The 19089-nt window shown below is 65.3% G+C and carries 13 protein-coding genes; 7 read left to right on the top strand and 6 right to left on the bottom strand.

From position 1 onward, the window contains the following. Positions 1 to 132 precede the first annotated feature (132 nt). The gene (locus tag DWB85_RS01730; protein WP_117952477.1) at positions 133 to 2283 is read left to right on the top strand and encodes an adenosylcobalamin-dependent ribonucleoside-diphosphate reductase; all 2151 of its coding nucleotides are present in this window, start codon (positions 133 to 135) and stop codon (positions 2281 to 2283) included. A gap of 275 nt (positions 2284 to 2558) precedes the next feature. Further along, the gene (locus DWB85_RS01725) at positions 2559 to 3227 is read left to right on the top strand and encodes a TSCPD domain-containing protein (protein ID WP_117952476.1); all 669 of its coding nucleotides are present in this window, start codon (positions 2559 to 2561) and stop codon (positions 3225 to 3227) included. A gap of 40 nt (positions 3228 to 3267) precedes the next feature. Here DWB85_RS01725 and DWB85_RS01720 read toward each other — a convergent pair whose 3' ends face one another. Beyond that, positions 3268 to 4854, bottom strand: coding sequence for a phospholipase D family protein (locus tag DWB85_RS01720; protein ID WP_133300542.1), 1587 nt, complete (start codon positions 4852 to 4854; stop codon positions 3268 to 3270). Between the two features lie 234 nt (positions 4855 to 5088). Between DWB85_RS01720 and DWB85_RS01715 the strand changes: the two genes are divergently transcribed. Genes DWB85_RS01715 through DWB85_RS01705 form a run of 3 tightly spaced genes read left to right on the top strand, consistent with a single transcriptional unit; the run spans position 5089 to position 10240 of the window. Next, positions 5089 to 6231: an efflux RND transporter periplasmic adaptor subunit gene (locus DWB85_RS01715; RefSeq protein WP_239017193.1), complete on the top strand. Its 1143-nt coding sequence runs from the start codon at positions 5089 to 5091 to the stop codon at positions 6229 to 6231. A gap of 27 nt (positions 6232 to 6258) precedes the next feature. Continuing rightward, the gene (locus tag DWB85_RS01710; protein ID WP_117952473.1) at positions 6259 to 9312 is read left to right on the top strand and encodes an efflux RND transporter permease subunit; all 3054 of its coding nucleotides are present in this window, start codon (positions 6259 to 6261) and stop codon (positions 9310 to 9312) included. 10 nt (positions 9313 to 9322) lie between these two features. Further along, entirely contained in the window at positions 9323 to 10240 is a 918-nt protein-coding gene (locus DWB85_RS01705) for a D-2-hydroxyacid dehydrogenase (protein ID WP_117952472.1), read from the top strand. Between the two features lie 12 nt (positions 10241 to 10252). Here DWB85_RS01705 and glsA read toward each other — a convergent pair whose 3' ends face one another. From glsA to DWB85_RS01690, 3 genes are all read right to left on the bottom strand, one after another. After that, entirely contained in the window at positions 10253 to 11269 is a 1017-nt protein-coding gene (glsA, locus tag DWB85_RS01700; RefSeq protein ID WP_117952471.1) for a glutaminase A, read from the bottom strand. Between the two features lie 75 nt (positions 11270 to 11344). Beyond that, positions 11345 to 13249, bottom strand: a complete 1905-nt coding sequence (locus DWB85_RS01695) for an autotransporter assembly complex protein TamA (protein ID WP_133300541.1) — start codon at positions 13247 to 13249, stop codon at positions 11345 to 11347. Beyond that, positions 13239 to 16796 (bottom strand): translocation/assembly module TamB domain-containing protein, encoded by a 3558-nt coding sequence (locus DWB85_RS01690; RefSeq protein WP_117952469.1) that lies wholly within the window; start codon positions 16794 to 16796, stop codon positions 13239 to 13241. The genes DWB85_RS01695 and DWB85_RS01690 overlap by 11 nt, the downstream gene beginning before the upstream one ends. Before the next feature lie 106 nt (positions 16797 to 16902). On the opposite strand from DWB85_RS01690, the gene DWB85_RS01685 reads away from it, so the two are divergent. Further along, positions 16903 to 17361, top strand: coding sequence for an RICIN domain-containing protein (locus DWB85_RS01685; RefSeq protein WP_117952468.1), 459 nt, complete (start codon positions 16903 to 16905; stop codon positions 17359 to 17361). A 4-nt stretch (positions 17362 to 17365) separates the two neighbouring features. Then, positions 17366 to 17989: a DUF502 domain-containing protein gene (locus tag DWB85_RS01680; RefSeq protein WP_117952467.1), complete on the top strand. Its 624-nt coding sequence runs from the start codon at positions 17366 to 17368 to the stop codon at positions 17987 to 17989. On the opposite strand, the gene DWB85_RS01675 is transcribed toward DWB85_RS01680, so the two are convergent. Beyond that, positions 17986 to 18408 (bottom strand): nitroreductase/quinone reductase family protein, encoded by a 423-nt coding sequence (locus tag DWB85_RS01675; protein WP_117952466.1) that lies wholly within the window; start codon positions 18406 to 18408, stop codon positions 17986 to 17988. The genes DWB85_RS01680 and DWB85_RS01675 overlap by 4 nt on opposite strands. Before the next feature lie 83 nt (positions 18409 to 18491). Then, entirely contained in the window at positions 18492 to 19085 is a 594-nt protein-coding gene (locus DWB85_RS01670) for a TetR/AcrR family transcriptional regulator (RefSeq protein ID WP_117952739.1), read from the bottom strand. Positions 19086 to 19089 lie beyond the last annotated feature (4 nt).

Raw genomic sequence — 19089 nt, 5'->3', positions numbered from 1 at the left:
GCGGCAAGAAATTTACAATATATTGTGTCTTTTCGTTGCCTGGGCGCCGATATATGGGTATAAATACAGGCTCCTATAACAAGCTTCGCGACCGTGTCTCGGCCGCATTTTCTGACTGACAAGGGGCAGACATTGGAATCAGCAGCCAGGCAGGGCGCCGCGGTCCGCGGCAATAGCAGCACGATCGAGTTCCAGGGCGCATCGCTGGATATCTGGGACAAAAAATACCGACTCAAGGACAGCCAGGGGAATCCCGTCGACCGGGATATCGACGGCACCTATGCCCGGGTGGCGAAGGCGCTGGCCGAGGTGGAGGACGAATCCGTGCGCCAGGAGTGGGAGCAGCGTTTTGTCTGGGCCCTGAAGCGGGGTGCGATCCCCGCCGGCCGCATCGTCTCCAATGCCGGCGCCCAGGAGTACAAGCCCTCCACCTCCACCATCAACTGCACCGTGTCCGGCATCATTGGCGATTCCATGGAAGGCATCCTGCAGAAAAACCTGGAGGCGGGCCTGACCCTGAAGGCCGGTTGCGGTATCGGTTACGAGTTTTCCACCCTGCGCCCCCGGGGAGCCTTTGTCTCCGGGGCCGGTGCCTATACCTCGGGGCCGATGTCGTTCATGGATATCTTCGACAAGATGTGCTTCACCGTGTCGTCTGCCGGTGGCCGTCGCGGCGCCCAGATGGCGACCTTCGATGTCAACCACCCGGACGTGTTCGACTTTGTGAAGGCCAAGCGCGAGGATGGCCGCCTGCGTCAGTTCAACCTGTCGCTGCTGATCACCGAGGGCTTCATCAAGGCGGTGAAGGAAGACGCCGAGTGGCCGCTGTCCTTCCCGGTCACCCCGAAAGAATTTGCCCACCTGGAACAGGATCCGGCGGAAGAAATCATCTGGCGGCCGTTCCCGGTGACCGAGGGCTACGTCAGCGACGATCAGGGGCAGGTCGCCTGCCGGGTTTACCAGCGCATCCGCGCGCTGAAGCTGTGGAACGCCATCATGAGTTCCACCTACGATTACGCCGAGCCCGGCTTTATCCTCATCGATGAGGTCAACGAGAAGAACAACAACTGGTTCTGCGAGAACGTGCGCGCCACCAACCCCTGCGGCGAGCAGCCCCTGCCGCCCTACGGCTCCTGCCTGCTGGGCAGCGTCAACCTGACCCGGTTTGTGCGCGAGCCATTCACCGCCAACGCCCACTTCGACTGGGAGGAGTACCGGGAAGTGGTGGCGGTGTTCACCCGCATGCTGGATAACGTGGTTGAGATCAACGGCCTGCCGCTGGCCGAGCAGCGCCGGGAAATTACCAGCAAGCGCCGCCACGGCATGGGCTTCCTCGGCCTGGGTTCCACCCTGGCCATGTTGCGCATGAAGTACGGCGAGGAAGACTCCCTGGAGTTCACCGAGGAAGTGAGCAAGCAGATGGCCGTCTCCGGCTGGAAAGTCGGCCTGGACCTGGCGCGGGAAAAAGGCGCGGCGCCGATCATGGCGCAGGAATTCGAGGTCACCGGCGACATGCTGCGCCGCCGCCCGGAAATGGCCGCCGACGGCATCAAGTTGGGTGACAGGCTGCCGGGCAGGGTGTTGCACGGCAAGTACAGCCGCTACATGCAGGCGCTGGCCCAGGAAGAGCCGGAACTGGTCAACTCCATCATCAAGGAGGGCGCGCGTTTTACCCACCACTCGTCCATCGCCCCCACCGGCACCATCTCCCTGTCGCTGGCCAACAACGCCAGCAACGGCATCGAGCCCAGCTTCGCCCATCACTACAGCCGCAACGTGATCCGCGAGGGCAAGAAGAGCAAGGAGAAGGTGGATGTGTTCTCCTACGAGCTGCTGTCCTACCGCGAACTGGTCAACCCGCAGGCCATGCCGTTTACCGACGATGACAGCAGGAAGCTGCCCGACTATTTCATCGCCGCCGACAATGTGACCCCGAAACAGCACGTGGACGTGCAGGCCGCCGCCCAGAAATGGGTGGACTCGTCCATTTCCAAGACCATCAACGTGCCCACGGACTTTGATTACCGGGACTTCAAGGACACCTACCTCTACGCCGCTGGCCAGGGCCTGAAGGGCTGTACCACCTTCCGCTTCAATCCGGAGGCCTTCCAGGGCGTACTGGTGAAAGAGCAGGACCTGGAAAACACCAGCTACCGCTTCACCCTGGAGGATGGCTCCACCGTGGAGTTCAAGGGCAACGAGGAAATTGAATACGACGGCGAGACCCACACCGCCGCCAATTTGTTTGACGCATTGAAGGAGGGGTATTACGGGAAGTTCTGATTCTGGCATCCGGTCCCGGTCACTGTCTCCGGCCTGCGATCAACCGTCATCGCGGCCTGCGACCAACTGTCATCGCGGCCTGCGACCAACTGTCATCCCGGCCTGCGACCAACTGTCATCCCGGCGAAAGCCGGGATCCATGTGGTTTGGTTAACGGCGTCGGAGATGTGGATTCCGGCGTGCGCCGGAATGACAATGACCGGTGCGCCGAAATGACAATGACCGCTGCGCCAGAATGACAAAGCTCCGTAGCTAGCCCGCACAAAGGTAAAACCATGACTAAGAAAATCGACCAGAAAATCGTTGGCTTCCAGGTAAAAACCGAGGAAGAAAAGCAGCAGGAAATCGAGAGCAATATCGTGCAGATGCACGAGAAGGTCTCGCGTCCGGAGCAGCTGGAGGGGGCGACTTACAAGATCAAGACGCCGCTCTCAGATCATGCCCTGTACCTGACCATCAACGACATCATTCTCAACCCGGGTACCGACCACGAGCTGCGCCGGCCCTTCGAGATTTTCATCAACTCCAAGAACATGGACCACTTCCAGTGGATCGTGGCCCTGACCCGGGTTATCTCCGCGGTGTTCCGCAAGGGCGGTGACTGCACCTTCCTGGTTGAGGAGCTCAAGGCGGTATTCGATCCCCAGGGCGGCTACTTCAAGTCCGGTGGGCGCTTTATGCCCTCACTGGTTGCGGAAATCGGCTGGGCCATCGAGGACCACCTGCAGAATATCGGCCTGCTGGAAGCGCCGGGCCTGACCGAGCACCAGAAGAAAATTCTCGATGAGAAAAAAGCAGAGTATGCCGCCAAGACCGGCGACGACGGCGCCGGCGGTGAATTCCCCGCCAGTGCCGAGCTGTGCAGGAAGTGTTCGGTCAAGGCCTCCATTCTCATGGACGGCTGCATGACCTGCCTCAACTGCGGCGACTCCAAGTGCGGCTAAACCGCGATTGACCGCGCCGGGGTGAGCCCCCGGTGCGTTCCTAAAGCTGCGACTCCGGCACGATATAGCGCAACAGGCCGGTGCTGAAGCGCTTCCACCAGCTGGTGTCCGGCTCCCTGTCCAGGTGAATCTCCCGGCCGTCCCTCATGGTTACCCATTCCAGCTTGTCGTCCCCGTCGAGGTGCACCCGGTAGGCGATGTCGTAGGCGGCCTGGTCAAAAAATTCCGACAGGGCGAGAGCCTCCTCGGGGCTGGCGTAATAGGCGCCCAGTTCCGAGTTCAGGGCCACCGAGCGGCCGTCGAGGTTGAAGGAGCCGATAAACAGGTAGGTTTCGTCAAAGCCGAAAAACTTGGCATGGAGGCTGGCCCTGGAGGCGCCAATGCGGTTTTTGTCACGCTGGTCCTCCCGCTGTTTGCGCACCGTCTTGTTGGCATCGGCCTTGTATTCGTAGAGTTCCACCCCGCCCCTGACCAGCGGCTTGCGGTAACGCATATAGCCCGCGTGTACCAGCGACACATCGTTGGCCTGCAGTGAATTGGTCAGGATGCGCACCCGCACCCCGCGATCCACCAGGCTCACCAGGTAATCGGTGAATTCCTCACCGGGGACAAAATACGGCGATACGATAATCAGATCGCGCTGGGTCCTGTCCATGCCCATCTTGATCTTGGGCGCCAGGTGGGTATCTGCCGCTACTTTTCTGGCGGTTACCTTGCTCGGCTGGTCGTAGGCCAGCAGCCACTCGGACCAGACCCAGTCGATCTCGTCGATTGTGGCCAGGGTGGCCTCATCGAACTGGCGTATCACCTCGGCGTAATCCGATACCCTGACCTCCTCGAGAAACTGGTCTGAATTGGCGCGGAAGGCGGCAAAGTCGGCCGCGGTGACCGGTTCTTCCCAGTCGAAGGCGGTGATCGGGTATGCCCACGCCGAATTCCAGTAAAGATCAAACTGGGCCGAGACCTCGTCGGCAATGGGGCCGATTGCCAGGGCGTCCATGTCGCCAAAACCCACATCGGTGGCGGCGGCGAAATACTCGTCGCCGATATTCCTGCCGCCAAAGATAGTCACGATATTGTCAGCGGTCAGGGTCTTGTTGTGCATGCGGCGATTGATGCGGCGGGTATCCCCGGCGAAGTCCCTGACCCGGTTGTCGCGATTAGCGAAGGGGTTGTACACGCGGATCTCGACCTTTGGGTGAGCGTCGATGGTGCGCAGGATCTCGTCCTTGCCGGCGGTGTCCAGGTCATCCAGCAGGATGCGCACCCTGACCCCGCGGTCCGCCGCCGCCAGCAACTGGTTGAACAGGGTGCGGCCGGTGAGGTCGTCGTGCCATATGTAATACTGGATATCCAGTGATTGCTCGGCGCTCTGGATCAGCCGCAGGCGGGCGATAAAAGCCGCTTCGCCGGTCCCCAGTGTGCGAAATCCCGATTTGCCCGGGTTGCGCTCCAGCAGTGGCTGCACTGTCTGGCTCAGCTCGCTCTGGCTGGTGTCTTCCAGGACGTGGCTGACGGGCTTGTCGAAATCCGTGGGCAGGGAACTGCAGGCCCCGAGCAGCGCCAGCAGCGCGACGAGTGCCAGGGTCTGGATGGGGCGTACGCTGTTGTGCGCTATATTACTCACAATCGGGGTTCCTGTTGCTGTAGGCGGCAGTGGCACTGGCGCCGGCGGGCTGGGACGGGTGCCGGAGTCAGGGTGGCAATGTGCCAATATTTGCCGCGGGTGTACAGTCTACCCCTCAGCGGGTCGCGTTCGCAGCCAAATTAAGCCTGCGTTCAGCGCCCTGATTGTGGCAAGATTTGAACAGTTCGGGCCCGTTGTTGCACGGCCCTCTGGTAACAACAGGTTGGATTTCCTATGTCGCGCGCTTTGCTTCCAATGGGCCTGGTTTTGATCGTCACCACTACCGCGCTGGCCGCGGGCTGCAGTCGCGAAGAGCCGGAACCGCCACCACCCGTCTCCCGGCCGGTGAAGCTTTACACGGTCGGCGGTGGCAGTAACGCCGCTATCCGCACCTTCCCCGGGCGGGTAGACGCCACCCAGCGCGCCGAGCTTGCCTTCCGGGTCTCTGGCCAGCTGCAGGAACTGCTGGTGAAGGAAGGCGACCTGGTGGAAAAGCGCCAGGTGCTGGCCAGGCTGGACCCGACCGACTATGAAATCGTGCTGGAGGACCGCCAGGCCAATTACGACAACGCCAAACGCAACTTTGAACGCGGCAAGGAACTGATTGTCGACGGCAATATTTCCCGGCTCGACTACGATCGTATGGAGGCCAACTACCGCACCGCCTCGGCGGCGCTGACCGCGGCCCAGCAGGACCTGGAGTACACCGTACTGACCGCGCCCTTTCGCGGCCGGATTGCCCGCCGCGCGGTGGAAAACTTCGAGGAGGTGATGGCGCGGCAGACGGTGATCTGGTTGCAGAATATTACCGAGCTGGACGTCATTATCGACCTGCCTGAATCGGTGGTGCGCAGCGTGCGCGGACAGGCCCGCCAGGAAGGCAACCTGCGCAGTGGCGAAACCGCCGGCACGGTGGTCGCCTACGCCAGCTTCGAGGGCCGCAGTGAGCGCCGGTTTGCGCTCAAGCCCAAGGAACTGGCCACCAAGGCCGACGAGCAGACCCAGACTTTCCGCACCACCTTTACCATGGAGGCGCCCACCGATTTCAACGTGCTGCCGGGCATGACCGCCAATGTCACCATCGACCTGACCCGGGTGGTCGACAAGGAATCGGTGAAGTGGGTTCCGGTGCGGGCGGTGCAGGCCGACAGCGGGCTGCAGCCCAGGGTCTGGGTGCTCGACCCCGAAAGCATGACGGTCTCCTCGCAGCCGGTGGGGATCGGCCGCATGTCCGGGCGCTCGATCCAGGTCCTCAGCGGGCTCGACGGCGGTGAAGAGATCGTGTCGGTGGGCGCGCCCTACCTGGCCGAGGGCATGCGGGTTACCCGCATGCCGCTGACTGAGCAGGCCGTCCCCCGCGATGGCGAGCCGCTGTAAGCATCGACTGACACAGGGACAGCGCCAATGAATATCGGTGAATACTCAGTTCGCAACCCGGTCGTTTCCTGGCTGCTGGTGGTGATCATGGTCGGCGGCGGTCTGCTGGCCTACGACTCCATCGGCAAGCTCGAGGACCCGCCCTTCACCATCAAGATGGCGAAAATCATCACCCCCTATCCGGGCGCCACCGCCCAGGAAGTGCAGGACGAGTTGACCTACCACCTGGAGGACGCGATCCAGCTGATGCCGCAAATCAAGCGCATCAAGATGTCGGTGTCCCGCCCGGGGCTGTCCGACATCCTCATCGAATTCAAGGACGAGTACCAGGCCGAGGACCTGCCGGATATTTTCGACGAGCTGCGGCGCAAGATTGCCGACGTCAAATCCAGCCTGCCGCCCGGCGCGAAGGACCCCATCGTGCTGGATGACTTCGGCGATGTGTACGGTATTTACCTGGTGTTGTACGGCGACGGCTATACCTGGCGCGACCTCTATGACACCGCCGACGCCATCAAGAAGCAGCTGGTGCTGGTGGACGGGGTGCGCAAGGTGGTCATCGATGGTGAGCAGCGGGAGGTGGTTTACCTGGATATCTCCCGCAGCCAGCTGGCCGAGCTGGGTATTTCCCTGCAGCAGATCGCCGATGTGCTGGGCTCGCAGAATGTGGTGGTCGATGCCGGCAGCGTGCGGGTGGGCGACGACTACCTGCGCTTCAGTCCCACGGGCGACTTCCAGTCGGTTCAGGCCATGGGCGACCTGCTGATCAGTTCCAGCCAGCGCCGGCTGATTCGCCTGTCGGATATCGCCACCATAACCCGCGCCTACGAAACCGTGCCGCAGAAGATCTACTACGTCAACGGCAAGCCCGGGCTCAGCATTGGTGTCTCCATGGCCGCCGGGCAGAATGTGGTGGCGGTCGGCCAGCGGGTTGACCGGCGCCTCAACGGCCTGCTCAGCAGCATTCCCATCGGCATGGAGCTGTCCCCGGTCTACGACCAGCCCAGTGAAGTGCAGGCATCGGTGGGCGGCTTCCTGGTCAGTGTCGCCCAGGCGGTGGCCATCGTCATCATCGTACTGCTGGTTTTCATGGGCCTGCGCACCGGCCTGGTGATTGGCGCGGTGCTGCTGATCACCGTGGCCGGCACCCTGCTTATCATGAAGCTGTACGGCATCGAGCTGCAGCGGATTTCCCTCGGCGCGCTGGTGATTGCCCTCGGTATGCTGGTGGACAATGCCATTGTGGTGGCCGAGGGCATGCTGGTGCGCATGAACCAGGGCATGGACGCCTTCCAGGCCGCTCGCGAGGCGGTGGGCAAGACCATCTGGGCCCTGCTTGGGGGGACGGCAATCGGCATCCTGGCCTTCTCCGCGATTGGCCTGTCGCCGGATAACACCGGCGAGTTCGCCAGCTCGCTGTTTTACGTGATCCTGATTTCCCTGGCCCTCAGCTGGATCACCGCCATCAGCACCACCCCGCTGTTGTGCGCACTGCTGCTGCGGCCGGACCCCCAGGCGGCGGACAGTGACCCCTACGGCGGCAGGCTGTTCCAGGTGTACCGGGGCCTGGTGGCGCGCGCCGTGGACCACCGCTGGCTCACGGTGGCGGGTGTCGTCGGCCTGTTCGTTATTGCGGTGATCGGCTTCGGCAGGGTCAACAGCGGCTTTTTCCCCGACTCCAACACGCCGCTGTTTTTTGTCGATGTGTGGGAACCGGAGGGCGTGGATATCCGCACTACCCGCGACCATACCCTCCAGGTCAGCGAATTTATCCGCCAGCAGCCCGGCGTGGTTAGCACCACCTCGGCCATCGGCGGGCCCCACCAGCGCTTCACCCTGGTGTATGACTCCAGGGAGCCGGCACCGGTGTACGCGCAGATCATCGTCCGTACCGAGAGCCGTGAGCAGATCCCGGCCATCTGGGAAGCCACCGCCGAATTCATGCGTGACCAGCTGCCCTCCACCGACCCCATCATCAAGGCCATGCGCATCGGCCCCGGCCGGGACGCAAAGATAGAAGCGCGGTTTTCCGGGCCCGATGCCACGGTGCTCAGGGAACTGTCGCAGCAGGCCCAGCGCATCATGCGCGAGGACGGCTACGCCGTTGATGTGCGCGATGACTGGCGGGCCCCGGTCAAGGTCTCGGTGCCGGTATTCAACGAGCAGGTGGGGCGCCAGCTGGGCGTTGACCGCGAGCGCCTGGGGGCCGCCCTGCAATACGCGTTTGAGGGCACCCCGGTTGGCGTATACCGGGATGGTATCCGCCTGCTGCCCATAGAACTGCGGGCGCCGGAAGAGGAGCGCGGCGATATCAACAATGTGCGCGATATCCAGGTATGGAGCCCGGTACTGGGACGCTCGGTGCCGGTGTCGCAGGTGGTGTCGGATTACCAGACGCGGATGGAAAACGCGGTGATCCGCGGGCGCAACCGCATGCAGACCATCATCGCTTCCTGCAACCCGGCCGACGGGCTGGCGACCGAGCTGTTTGAGCGCCTGCGGCCGCAGATCGAGGCCATCGAACTACCGGTGGGCTATACCCTGGAGTGGGGCGGCGAGTACGAGGACTCGGCGAACGCCCAGGCCGGGCTGGCTGCCTCCCTGCCGGTTGGCTTCCTGCTGATGATCCTGACCAGCATCCTGCTGTTCGGCAAGCTGCGGCAACCGGCAATCATCTGGCTGACGGTACCGCTGGCCATTGTCGGCATTACCGCCGGCCTGCTGACTACGGGCGGTGCCTTTGATTTCATGTCGCTGCTGGGGGCGCTGTCCCTGGTGGGGCTGCTGATCAAGAACGCGATCGTCCTGATCGAGGAGATCGACCAGCAGATAGGGGAGGGCAAGGAGTCCTACACGGCTATCCTTGATTCTTCAGTCAGTCGCATGCGCCCGGTGCTGCTGGCGGCGGCCACCACCATCCTCGGCCTGATCCCGCTGCTGTCCGACGTGTTCTTCGTCAATATGTCGGTGACCATCATGGCCGGCCTCGGTTTTGCCTCTCTGCTCACCCTCTTTATCGTGCCGACCCTGTACGCTATTTTCTTCGACATCAAAAAGCCGGAGGACGCGTCCGCGGCATGAGGATTACCCGATGAGAGTGCTGGTCCTGGACAAGGACTTTGACCAGTATCGGCAACTGCTGGCCGCGGCCGGAGTGGCCGCCGATGCCGGTGCCGACCCCGGCGCCCACGCCGGCGATTACGACGTGCTGCTGGCGCAACCGGACCTGGCGGCGCGCTATCTGGAACAGGGCGGCGAGGTAGCCTGGATCCAGTCCACCTGGGCCGGCATCGACCGGCTGCTGCCCGCGGCCCTGGGTCGGGACCTGGTGGTGACCGCGGTGAAAGGGATTTTCGGCCCGCAAATGGCGGAGTACGTGTTCGCGTTCCTGTTAGGGCAATCGCGGTCGCTGGCGTTTTACCGGGCGGAACAGGACGCACTGCGCTGGACCCCGCAAGTGCCACGCTCACTTGCCGGGCAATCCATGGTCATCCTCGGCACCGGTACCATTGGCAACCACATTGCCGGGGTGGCGCGCGCCTTCGGCATGCGCAGCTGCGGTATTTCCCGCAGCGCCCGCCCGGCGGCAAATTTCGATCGCGTCTGTGCGCTGGACGAGGCCCCGGACGCTGCCCGCGGCGCCCGGGTGCTGGTCAACACCCTGCCGGCCACGGCGCACACCCGGGGTGCCCTCAACGCGGCGCTGCTGCACGCCCTGGACCCTGCCGCCACGCTGTTCAATGTCGGCCGCGGTGAGGCCGTGGATGAAGCCAGCCTGCGGGGCTGGCTGGAGGCGCGGCCACAGTCAATGGCGGTGCTGGATGTGTTTGCCCGCGAGCCCCTGCCGGCCGACCACTGGTTGTGGCGGCATCCGCAGGTGCGGATCACGCCCCACGTGGCGGCCCTCAGCGTGCCCGCCGACGTGGTGGCAATATTTCTCGATAACCTGCAGCGCCGCCAGCGGGGTCAGCCGCTGCGTTATGTCATCGACCTGGCGCGCGGCTACTGAGGCGCCAGTTGACTATTCGCCGGCGTTGGGGCCGTACAGGCCCACGCCCAGTTCGGCGGCAATATAGCTGATGGCCTTGAGGCCGCGGACACTGTTACCGGCGGGGTTGAGCGGCGGCGAGAAGGTGGCGATGGCGAACTTGCCCGGCACCACGGCGACGATGCCGCCACCGACGCCGGTCTTGGCTGGCAGGCCGGCCCGGTACATCCATTCCCCGGACTCATCGTAGAAACCGGCCGTGGCCATAATCGCCAGCAGTTCCGGCACGTGTGCCTTGTCCAGCACCCGCTTGCCGGTTTTCGGGTTGACCCCCTCGTTGGCCAGGGTGGCGCCCATCATCGCCAGGTCCAGGGTGTTGATGCCGATGGAGCACTGGCGGGTATATACCCGCAGGGCCTGCTCCGGTTCGCTGTAGAGCCGGCCGTAGTTGAACAGCAGGTTGGCGATGGCGCGGTTACCCCAGGCGGTCTCGTACTCGGAGTCGTACACCTCTTCCAGGACCTCGAGGTCGCGGCCGGCGTAGGCCTCGATATTGCCCAGCACCTGCTGCCAGCGCGCCTTCTCGGAATCGGCCTCCACCAGGCTCACTGCGGCGATCGCCCCTGCGTTCACCAGCGGGTTGACCGAGCGCTCCTCGTAGATTTCCAGCGCGATCTTGGAGTTGAAGGGCAGGCCGGTGGGCTCGACGCCAATTTTTTCCCGCAGGGTTTTCGGGCCCTGCTGCTGCATGATCAGCGAGGCGGTAAAGGGCTTGGACACCGACTGGATGGAGAACTCATAGTCGAGTTCACCGGCGGAGTAGACCTCACCGTCGCGGGTGATGATGGCGACCCCGAACATCTCGCTGGGCACGGTGGCGAGAATGGGAATGTAATCCGCATTGGCCCCCTCCCTGACGTCCTTGAACTTGGCATAGGCCTCCTTTACTACCCGTTGGTAATCCTGGGCGGTGATCGTTGCCGCCAGGCTGCTGGCGGAGACGGCCAGCAGGGCCAGCGCCAGGGTGTATTTCAGTGGGCGAAGCAGCATGCGTGTTTCCTTTGTGGTTATGGGTGCCTGCCAGATAGCATAGTGCCGGCCCTGTGGGGCGGCAAGCGGCGGCCGCTAGAATTCCGGCCCCACGGTAATGTAAATCTGGAAGGCGTCGTCGGCCTCATCCAGGGGAAAGCCCAGGTCGATGCGCGCCAGTCCCACTGGCGAGCGCCAGCGCAGGCCGATGCCGACCCCCAGTTTTTCCTCGAAGTCGTCGGCGTCGTTGAAGGCATTGCCGGCGTCTACAAAGGTTGCCACGCTCCAGTCGGGAATGACTTCGTGCTCGTACTCGACACTGGCGACAGCGATATGCTTGCCGCCGGTCAGGGCGTCCTCCGGGAACAGGGTCTCGAAGCCGTAACCGCGGATGCTGCGGGCGCCGCCGGCACGAAATTCGTAGTACTCGGGCATCTGGTTGAAGTTGACCCCCAGCACCTGGCGGCTCTCGGCATCGGTATAGCCCAGGCTGGAGCGCAGCAGCAGGCGGCCGTGCTCCCCCACCGGCCAGATGTTCCAGGAGGAGAAGCGCAGCTGCCAGAAATCGATATTGGCGCCAAGGCTCTGGTCCGTGCCCAGCAATTCCAGACTCAGGTAGTCGCCGCGGCGAATGTACAGCGGGTCGTCACTGCGCCGCAGCTTGAAGCTCAGGCCGGGCACCACCGCCTCGAACTCGGGGGCCAGGGTCTCGTAGGCCAGCGGCCCGATGGTGTCGATGATCACCTCCTGGGCCGACCCCGGCAGGTTGCCGAACAGGACTTCGAAAATATCGTAGGTCTCGCCCACCAGGCTGAGCCCGGCGGTTGTGCGCAGGCTGAAGTCCCCCACCGCCCGCACCGGCAGGTGCCAGAACAGGGAGGCCAGGTTGGTGGCGATGCGGGTGTCGCCGCCCTGGTCCAGTTCCACGTCCTCGAAGTTCAGGTCCTTGCTCTCGTGACGGCCGTTGATTTCCAGCGCGCTGCCGCTGAGCGGGTCCAGGGGGATGGTATAGCTGAGATCCAGCGCCAGCCGCTCCCGTTCCTGGGCGACCGCAAAGCCGGCGTTGAACTGGTGGCCATGCCGCCCCAGGTAGCGCCGGGTCCAGTCCATGCCCAGGCCAAAGCCGGTATCGGTACCCCAGCCGACGCGTCCGCGGTAGCGGTTGGCCGGGAAGGGCTCCAGGGCGATGGTCAGCGGTACCTGCGGACTGGCGCCGGGCAGCGCTTCCCCGGGGGTGACCAGCACCTCGCTGAAGTGGCCGCTGGCGCTGAACAGGCGGCGCTGGCGGGACAGCTCCGAGGGCCTGAAGGTGTCGCCGGGCTGCAGCACCAGGTAGCCTTCCAGGTACTCGCGGGCGAACTGCGCCTGCTGGAAGGCGATAGGGCCGATCACATAGCGGGGGCCGGTTGCCAGGGTGAGTACAACCCTGGCCTGGTAGGCCTCCAGGTCGACCTCGACCCGGTGCTCGCTGAGCCTGGCCTGGCGATAGCCCTGTTCGCGGGCCCTGCTGAGCAGGTCCCGCTTGGCCTGCTCGTAGACGCGATGGTCCAGGGGATCGCCGCTGTTGAGGGCCAGGGCCTCACGCAGCGACTGCAGATCCCCCGGTTCCGCCCCCGGCCCCTCGAAACTCAGCTCCACGGCGCTGATTCGCAGCACCTCGCCGGCATCCACCTGGTAGCGGGCTTGCCAGGGCGCTCCCGCGGCGGCCGGGGCTTCCAGGCTGCCGCTAATGACGGGCCGGTAGTAAGCAAAGGGCTGCAGGGCCCGGCGAATCTGTCGCTCGGCGCGCTGGTGCATGGCCTTGATATCCTCGGCCGTGAGTGCCTCGCCCGCGCCCCGGGTGACCGCGTCCAGCGAGGCGCGCACATTGTCCAGCGGCTCGCCCTCGATACCGCGGATCACCACCGCCAGGGTCTCGCCGGCCAGGGCCGGCCCCTGGCCGCATAACAGCCAGCACAACGCCAGCGCCGTTGACAGCCTGCCCGCTCGCCTAGTGTTCATAGCTGAAGGTCATGTTCAGGTTGCTGTCCGCTTCGCCCGCGTTCAGGCCAACGCCGTAGCGCGGGGTAATGGTGAACAGGGAGTTGAACTCGCTGGTTTTTTCCAGGGTGTTGTAGCCGTAGCCGACATAGATGCGCGGGCTGACGTAGGTGCCGATGCTCAGTACGCTGCTGCGGTCCCGGGTGGAACGGCCGGTAATGAGGTAGGACTGGACCTCGCTGGTTTCCAGCTGGGGCCGCGAGAACAGCTCCATGGTCGGCGTGGTAATCGGCCCGGTGAGCAGAATCCCGGCGGAGGTGACCTGGGGGTCGTTGTCGATCCAGCGGACGGCCCGCAGGTTGATCTCCGGTTCGGTGGCGGGCCGGTTGTTGAACAGCAGCTCCCCGGTCCGGATGTCGAGGTCCTGGCCAAAGGAGCGGAAAGTGCCGTCCTCCACCGACAGCTTGCCGTTGGCGATGGGCACCAGTTCGGTTTGCTCCGGGGTGTTGGTAAACAGCACGTCGCCGCTGAGGCGGCCGATGAAACCCAGCGCATTGACGTTTACCGCATCGCCCAGGCGCAGCCGGAGCTGGTTGTCGATGCGGAAGGGCGCGGTGGCGGCGCTGTCTTCCATGCCCGCCAGCTGTCCGCTGACGATCACCACATCCTGTGACGGCGCGATAGCCTGGCCGCTGGTGTCGGCCTGCTCGCCGTCCGCCATGACCATGGCCGGGCTCAGTTCCAGTTGCGGGGTGATCTCGGCGCGGGGCACGAAGACCTCACCGCGCAGGGTGAGGGTGTCCTGCAGCCAGCTGACCTGCATGTCCGGGGACAGCCAGAGCCGGGCGTCGCCGGTGTTGTAGGCCAGGACGTTGTCGCCCTCCAGCGCCAGCTGCAGGCTGCCCTGGCTCAGGTCCACGCGACCGCCGAGTGTGACCAGGCCCTTGCCCGACCGCAGCGAGCCGTTCAATGCCAGCGTATCCGGGGCGGTCGCCGCGCTGGCCAGCTCGAGGGCGATGTCCCTGAGCTGCAAGCCGGCCAGCGGAATATCGGCCCGGCCATTGTCGAGCTTCACATAGCCCTGCAGGCGCGGGTCCGCCAGGCTGCCCGCCAGCTGCAGGTCCGCCGCTATCGCGCCGCCGCTGGCCGCCAGTTCCGGCACCCAGGCGGCCGCGCCGCTGAGGTCCGGCAGGCTGGCGCGAATATGTCCCGCCAGCGGCTGCTCCTCTGCCAGGGGGATGGCGCTGAGGGCCGGCAGGCGCAGGTCGGCGTCCAGGCGGCCGTTTTCCGGGGCGGCAAACGCCAGCGTGGCGGCCAGGCCCTCTCCGTCAATCCGCAGCTCCATCTCGCCACCGCCGTGGGCCAGCGCCCGCTTGCTCTCGGCGAGGGTAATGAGCCCGGGGCTCAGCGTTAGCTTGCCCTCGGCCCTGAGGCCGCCATCGGTGGCAAGGCGGCCCTGGAGCTTGGCATTGATATCAGCCGTGACCGCCGGCTGGATAAGCCCCAGCGGCAGGGCGCTGAGGCTGACTGCAAGGTCGCTGCCCGCGGCGGGGGACCAGTTGCCGCCCACGCAGGCCCGGCCCGGGCCGTCGATCCGGGCCAGGCAGCTTGTTGCCAGGCGGGCCGCGGTGGCCGACAGCGCCAGCTCGCTGCGCTCCGCCAGCTGCCAGCTGCCATAGTCCGCGCTGTCCGCGCGCAGGGACTGGAGCGCACCCTGCCAGCTGTCCATGGCCTCGCCGAGGCCGCCCTGCAGGGTCGCCCGCAGCTGTCCCGAGGGGGTCGCGAGGGCCAGCGCCAGCCGGTGCTCGCGGTTGCTGCCATCGGCCTCAAGCGACAGCGACTGCAGCAGCGCGCTGCCGGCATCCCGCACCGGGCCCACCGCCAGCCGCAGCCGCAGCCGGTCCCCGGGCTGCAGGCCTGCCTTGATATCCAGGTCCAGGGTTTCGGCGGCCAGGGTATCCAGTTGCAGCTGGCTGCCGCTGAACCGGCCGCTGACCAGCGGCGCCTCGGCGCTGCCGCTCAGCGTGCCCTCGCCGCTGAGCTGTCCGCCGGCGCCCGCCAGCAGTTCTCCCGGCGCCAGGGCCCGCAGTTGCCAGTCGAGATCGAGGCTTTCCGCTGACAGCCGGCCCCGGGCAGTGAGCCCGTTCCTGCCGCTGTCCAGTTGCAGCGTGTGCAGCTGCAGGGCCTCGCCGAGCACACTGCCGGTGCCGCTGAGCGCCAGCGGATAGCCGGCCAGCTCACCGCGAACATGCTCGATCGCGAATTCCGCCTGCAGCGGGCTGCCCTCACTCATTACCCCCTGGGTGCTCAGCAGCGCCGCCAGCCTGCCCGGCAGCTCCGGCGCCATGCCCGCGGGGTTGATGTCAGCGGCCGCCAGCTGCAACTGCCAGCGAATGGCGTCGGCCCAGCCCAGCTGCCCGGAGAGCAGCACCTCCCCCGCCAGCAGCTGGCCCTGCAGTGATGCCAGCTGCAGCTGCGACAGGTCGCCGCTGGCGCTGGCCTCCCAGCTGCCGGCGGGGATGGCGGCGCCGGCGAGGTCCAGCGCCAGTTGCAGGCGGTAGTCATCGAGCGCGCCAGCCAGCTGCAGGCGTCCCGCCGGGCTTGCCAGTGCCGCGCTGTCGCCCTGCAGGGGCCAGCGCAGCCCGGTCCATTGCAGGGTGGCGTCGATACCGGGGGCGGCGCTGGCCAGCTTGTCCACGGTGGCGCTGATGGCCAGGGCCAGGCCGCTCTCGCGCTGATCCAGCGTCAGGCTATCCAGCTCCAGCCGGTCACCGGCGTAACGGCCAGCGATGCCGCCCGCCACCTGCGCGCTGGCGGGCAGCTCCGGCTGCAGCGCCTGCAGGCCATCGGCGAGCAGGGAATAGTTGAGTGCGAAACCAATGCGGTCAGCCCAGCTGATGGTGCCCTCGAGGCCGGCTTCTCCTGACAGCGGGGCACTTTCCCCGGCGGTGAAGGTCCAAGTGCTGTGCAGGTCCAGCGGCATGCGGGTGTGCAGGCGGGTGCTGGCGCGCAGGTCGAGCTGGCCCTGCGGCGCCCGCAGCTGGAAACGCTCCACAACCAGCGCCGGGCCGATCAGGCTGGCCGCCAGCTGCAGGCTGTCGATGGCCTGGGATGTTCCGTCCCGGGTGACGCTGAGGCGATTGACCTTCAGTTCGCGCAGGAATATGTCCACCGGGGCGGCGATGGTGGACGGGTCAAAGGCGGCGCCGGGTTCCTCGCTGGCGCTAGCGCTGAGCACGAGGTCGACGCCCTCAGCCCGCAGGCTGGCGATGTCAAGGCGGCCGCGCAGCAAGGCGCCGGGGCGCCAGTCCAGTTGCAGCTGGGCCGCGCGCAGCTCGGTGCCGGGCTGGCGGAAGTGCAGGCCGCTGATGCGCAGCGGGCCGGTAAGGGTTCCATCCACGCGCTGCCAGCTGACGGTCTCGCCCAGGTAGTGCCCGGCCTGCCTGGCGAGCAGGGCGGTGCCGGGTTCGGTGGCCAGCAGGCCGAACACCGCCAGTGCGCCTGCCAATACCAGCAGCAGGAGCAGGGCAAGGGTGGCCAGCGCCAGTTTCAGGGCTTTGGGCAGCATGGCTCTCGCTGGATTGTGCAGGGGGCGGGCAGTGGTGGTTGCCTCGGCCACCTGCAGCGTCTAATGTTTTGGTAGAATCGACAATACTAGTGAAAGGGAGAATATGATGAAACGGATATTTTTTGTTTCGGCACTGGCACTGGGCTTGATCGGCCCCGCCCAGGCGGTGGAGTTCAATACCGACGCCCTCAAGTCGATGCAGGAAGAGGGGCACAAGATCGTGGCCGAAGCCCAGGGTGCGCGCAGCTACAAGGCAAGTAACGGCGAGTGCCTGGATTTCGAGGGCAATGGCCTGGTGCTGGCCAAGTGCAACGCCAAGAAAAATTCCCAGCAGTGGACCATGGACGACAAGCAGCGCCTGGTCGCCCATAACGGGCGCTGCGTGGGCGGCTCGAACCTGCAGGACTGCAACAACGCCAAGGCCCAGAAATGGACCCACGATGACAAACAGCGCCTGATCAGCAATGCCAGGAAATGCCTGCAGCCGCAGGGCAATCCGCCCAAACCGGGGGCGAAAGTGGTAGCCGGTAACTGCAGCAACTCGGAACAGCTGGTCTGGAAGTAGCCCCTTGGCCACAATCGCGAGGAAGGCCCTGACCTTCTTTGTTTCCACGGCGCTGGCGGGCCTGTTGCTGCTGGTGCCGCTGGCGCTGCTGGGGGTGGCGTTCTACTTCGCCTACGACCTGGCGGTGGAACTGGCCCGGGTCACCGGGCTGGATCTTCCCTTCAGCGAATTCGTCGATGGCATTATTATCGGCCTCGGCGCGCTGCTGGGCCTGGTGCTGGCCTGCTTCTTCATCGGCCTGGCCCTGCGCACCGGTATCGGCGCCGCCCTGGAATCCCGTTACGACAGCCTGCTGGAAAAGTACCTGCCGGTGCTGGGCATGCTGCGCAACCTGGTGATGCAGATAGTCGGCAGCCGCGACGAGGTGCTCAAGCTCAAGCCCGCGGAGGTGTCGCTGTATGGCAGCAGCGGCCGCCAGTACGCGCTGATTGTCGAGGAATTGCCCGACGGCCGGGTGGTGGTGTTCGTGCCCACCGTGCCGGCAGCGACCCTGGGGCAGCTGCACGTGCTGCCCATCAGTGAGGTCACCCTGCTGGACACGCCGGTGCAGGAGTTCCTCAACGCGGTGACCCAGTGGGGCGCCGGGGCCTCGCTGATGTACCGCCGGGAAGAGACCGGCGACAGTTAATCCGCCTCGTCGAGGCGGCGGAACCAGACCAGCGGAATCCGTCGCGTGGTCTGTTGCAGGTACTCACCCTGGTGGTGATTGATCTCGACGATTTTTTCCCAGAGCGCCTCCCGCTCTTCCTCCGGCACCTCTTCCGCCATCGCCCGGAACTGCTCCCGGCCCAGCTGCACCGACACCTCGGGGTTGGCCTGCATGTTCAGGTACCAGGCCGGATCGCTCTCCAGCCCGCTGTTGGAGGCCGACACCGCGATGGAGTCCCGGTAGGGGTAGCAGGCAATGGGCACGGTGCGCTGCTTGCCGGTTTTGCGCCCGACAACGCTGACCAGGGCGACGTCAATCCAGCCCATGCGCGCGCCCAGCCGGCCGCCGGTGAGGCGGTAGAGGGTCTTGTGTACCTTGCCGAAGTATTTCCAGTTCATCGCTGCCTGCCGTTGCTGTGGATAGGGTCCTACTTTACCCGGCCACCGCCGCCAATGCACCGCCGGGTGATGTTGCCCTGCGGCTAACGCTCGCCAGCCAGCCGGGCCCGGATCAGCTGGCGCAATTCCTGTTCACAGCGGGCGGCCGCCTCGGCGTAGGTGTCGGGGCCGAACATGCGCGACAGGGTCGGACCCGAGATGGCGAAATAATGGGCGGCGCCGAGTAACTGGTAAATCATCGCCAGCGCCTGGCCGCGATCCTCGACCCGGGCCGGGTCGAGCATCAGCGCGGTGTCCACCAGGGTCTCCAGGTAGGGCTGCAGGTACCAGCTGGCGGCGCTGCCGGCCCGCTGCTCGTTGTCCAGCAGCTCGCGCATGATCAGGCGCGCGGCATCCGGGTTCTGCAGCAGCTTGTGCAAGTGCGCCACCACCAGCTCGGTCAACCGGCTTGCGGGGTCCGCTTCCCGTTCTATTATTTCCCGGGTGACGGCCAGTAGTTCGCCGGATATGGCCTGCAGCACCTCGCCGTAGAGCTTCTCCTTGCTGCTGAAGTAATGCAGCAGGGCCTGCTTGGTCAGGCCCATCTGCTCGGCGATGGCGGCAATGCTCACGCCATAAAAGCCCCGGGCGGCAAAGAGGTGCTCGGCGGTGGCGATGAACTGGTCACGGGTAGACATGGTT

This window comes from Seongchinamella sediminis (genome assembly GCF_003457605.1).
Taxonomy (GTDB): domain Bacteria; phylum Pseudomonadota; class Gammaproteobacteria; order Pseudomonadales; family Halieaceae; genus Halioglobus; species Halioglobus sediminis.
This window is presented reverse-complemented; position numbering and strand designations above follow the sequence as displayed.

Coding starts and splice junctions, on each gene's coding strand:
- DWB85_RS01725 (WP_117952476.1), top strand. CDS start 2,559: ATGACTAAGAAAATCGACCAGAAAATCGTTGGCTTCCAGGTAAAAACC.
- DWB85_RS01715 (WP_239017193.1), top strand. CDS start 5,089: ATGTCGCGCGCTTTGCTTCCAATGGGCCTGGTTTTGATCGTCACCACT.
- DWB85_RS01710 (WP_117952473.1), top strand. CDS start 6,259: ATGAATATCGGTGAATACTCAGTTCGCAACCCGGTCGTTTCCTGGCTG.
- DWB85_RS01705 (WP_117952472.1), top strand. CDS start 9,323: ATGAGAGTGCTGGTCCTGGACAAGGACTTTGACCAGTATCGGCAACTG.
- glsA (WP_117952471.1), bottom strand. CDS start 11,269: ATGCTGCTTCGCCCACTGAAATACACCCTGGCGCTGGCCCTGCTGGCC.
- DWB85_RS01695 (WP_133300541.1), bottom strand. CDS start 13,249: ATGAACACTAGGCGAGCGGGCAGGCTGTCAACGGCGCTGGCGTTGTGC.
- DWB85_RS01690 (WP_117952469.1), bottom strand. CDS start 16,796: ATGCTGCCCAAAGCCCTGAAACTGGCGCTGGCCACCCTTGCCCTGCTC.
- DWB85_RS01685 (WP_117952468.1), top strand. CDS start 16,903: ATGAAACGGATATTTTTTGTTTCGGCACTGGCACTGGGCTTGATCGGC.
- DWB85_RS01675 (WP_117952466.1), bottom strand. CDS start 18,408: ATGAACTGGAAATACTTCGGCAAGGTACACAAGACCCTCTACCGCCTC.
- DWB85_RS01670 (WP_117952739.1), bottom strand. CDS start 19,085: ATGTCTACCCGTGACCAGTTCATCGCCACCGCCGAGCACCTCTTTGCC.